This is a genomic window from Nocardia araoensis NBRC 100135 (assembly GCF_000308435.1).
GTDB lineage: Bacteria > Actinomycetota > Actinomycetes > Mycobacteriales > Mycobacteriaceae > Nocardia > Nocardia araoensis.
Genome location: NZ_BAFR01000230.1, coordinates 1 through 271, shown reverse-complemented (window position 1 = coordinate 271; position 271 = coordinate 1). Strand labels below are relative to the sequence as shown.

At 64.9% G+C, this 271-nt stretch carries 1 pseudogene; it reads left to right on the top strand.

Annotated elements, in window-relative coordinates:
- Positions 1-271: pseudogene (locus tag ON21_RS30095) on the top strand (phosphoadenosine phosphosulfate reductase family protein); the annotation flags it as partial.

The following is a 271-nucleotide window of genomic DNA, read 5'->3' as shown; positions in this document are numbered from 1 at the left end:
TCAGTGGCGGCAAGGACAGCCAGGCCCTTCTGGATGTCCTCGCAGAACTGTTCTCCAAGACCGGTGTTCTCGACCGGGTCACGACGGTACATGCCGACATGGGACGCTCGGATTGGCCGGGCACGGTCGAGCTCGCTCGTGAGCACGCCGAACACTATCGGCTGCGTCATGAACTGGTGGCCCGTACCGGCTGCGATCTACTCGACCGCGTCGCCGAACGCGGCAAGTGGCCGGACCGCGAGAGGCGCTGGTGCACGTCGGATTTCAAGCG